This window comes from Microcoleus sp. PH2017_28_MFU_U_A, from assembly GCF_020738035.1.
GTDB lineage: Bacteria > Cyanobacteriota > Cyanobacteriia > Cyanobacteriales > Microcoleaceae > Microcoleus.
The window spans coordinates 1-2,500 of record NZ_JAEQCX010000223.1; the positions used below are offsets into that span (position 1 = coordinate 1).

The 2,500-nt window shown below is 45.2% G+C and carries 1 protein-coding gene; it reads left to right on the forward strand.

The window, feature by feature from the left end; genetic code table 11:
- A partial coding sequence (locus JGK14_RS33880) for an Ig-like domain-containing protein (RefSeq protein WP_293220995.1) occupies positions 1-1,963 on the forward strand: 1,963 nt, incomplete at its 5' end.
- Positions 1,964-2,500: the final 537 nt, after the last annotated feature.

Sequence of the window (2,500 nt, forward strand, 5' to 3'; positions counted from 1 at the left end):
TCGCACTGCCGATATCACCGCACCCACAGTAGCCTTAACATCAACATCACCAACCACCACAAACGCACCATTCATAGTCACAGCAACCTTCAGCGAAAACGTCACAGGATTTACTACAACTGGTGTGAATGTTGCTAATGGCACTGTTAGCGGATTTACAGGTACTGGTACAACTTATAGTTTTACAGTTACACCAACAGCCACTGGCAATGTCACCGTAGATATTCCAGCAGCGCGGGCAACTGATACCGTTGGTAACAACAATACCGCTGCGGCTCAATTGACTCGCACCGCCGATATTACAGCACCTACTGCTAATTTGGCTGCAATTTCTAACGTTACTACAGCGGGTGGTACAAGTCAGACATTGACAGTTACTTTCAGCGATAATAGTGGAGTTGATGTTAGCAGTTTAGATAATTCTGATGTTGTTGTAAATTGGTCAGGTGGTGCTATTCCTGCTACCTTTATTAGTGCAACACCCATCGGAAATGGTACACCGCGTACAGCGACATATTCGTTGACGCCCCCAGGTGGAATTTGGGATAATGCTGATAATGCTACTTACACGGTTAATTTGCAAGGAAGTCAGGTTAAAGATGCGCTTGGTAATTTGAATGCTGCTAGCAGTTTAGGTACTTTTGGCGTGAATATTCCCGTACCTGTCACCACACCAACTCCGGTAACAACACCAACTCCGGTAACAACACCAACTCCGGTAACAACACCAACTCCGGTAACAACCCCAACTCCGGTAACAACCCCAACTCCGGTAACAACACCAACTCCTGTCACAACGCCAACTCCGGTAACAACGCCAACTCCGGTAACAACGCCAACTCCGGTAACAACGCCAACTCCGGTAACAACACCAACTCCGGTAACAACACCAACTCCTGTCACAACGCCAACTCCTGTACCATTCGTAACGCCAACACCGACACCGATAGTCACACCAACGCCTGCGGAAACACCGACACCAACGCTGACACCGACGCCAACACCGACGCCAACACCGACGCCAACACCATCGGTAACGCCAATAACTAATAACATCCCGAATGATGACTGCATCTGCGACAAAATTGACTATCCCAACTTAAACCAACCCAATGCAGTTGAAAATACCATACTCGGTGTATCCGGCATTCAAATAGGCACTGCCAAAAATGATGAATTTCTCGGCAGCAACAACGGCAATATATTTGATGCTTCTTCCGGGAAGGACAACTTATATGGTGGCGGCGGAAACGACATTTTCAACGGCAACAAAGGCAACGATTTTATCAGCGGTGGCAAAGGCAATGACATCCTATTTGGAGATGAAGGAAACGACATCATTCTGGGTGAATTGGGCAAGGATTTAATCTTTGGAGGTAAAGGCAATGACTCCTTAAATAGCGGCGAAGGTGATGACATCGTTTATGGGAATCGAAATGATGACTTTATCGATGGTGGCAAGGGTAATGACACCTTATTTGGAGGTAAAGGTGATGACATCATCCTTGGTAGTGAAGGTAATGACTCCCTGCTTGGAAATGAGGGTTCGGATACCATCTGCGGCGGGGCTGGAAATGATTTTATCAGAGGGAATGAACAAGCAGATATTTTGGGAGGTTGTGAAGGAAATGACACCCTGTACGGAGGGGAAGATAATGATACTCTTCTAGGCGGTAAAGGTGATGATATTCTTTACGGAGAATTGGGTAATGATAGTTTGATTGGCGGTAGCGGTAACGATATCTTTGTCTTGAAATCAGGTGAAGGATTTGACATAATCGCTGATTTTACCGTGGGTCAAGATTTGATTGGATTAAGCGGTGGTTTAAGTTTTAATCAGTTAGCAATAACTCAAAATACTCAGGGAACTCTCATCAAAAATGTCTTGACGGGACAGGAGTTGGGTGTGATGATTGGAGTGAGTGCTAATGCGATTACTTCTGCTAATTTCCGGTTGATTTAGGGAAGTGATTTACCGTTGGGTGGGGGCGGGTTTTTGAGATTATTGGTTGAGTGGCAATTATTGTTGGTGAACCCGCCCCTTGTATCTTAAAAGAGTGAGTCAGTCGATCGCCACGTCATTGATTCCATCATACCGATAAGTGGGCGATCGTACCGATAAGTGGGCGATCGAGCCGATAAGTGGGCGATCGTACCGACAAGCAAAACGAATCTAAAGAAACAAGGAAAGTTTTGTAAAAAAGGTTCTGTAACAGGCGAAAGTGCTAGCTAGGGCTTGCTGAATAAGCCTAAAACCCTTACCTGAAAAAACTTTGACTCGCGATCGGCACTGACAATGTGTAAGACTATGAGGTAAAATCAGTCAAAAGCCATGCACAGCATCACTTTCGTTCATGTACCGAAAACTTGACCCAACCCTAAAAGCAGTGTCCAACTTTGCCCTTCACGGACAAGGACAATTATCAGAGAATAATCGTTGGGTAATCATGGCAAAAATAATTCCATGGTCAGAATTTTTGTTGATGAATATGCCCAAAAA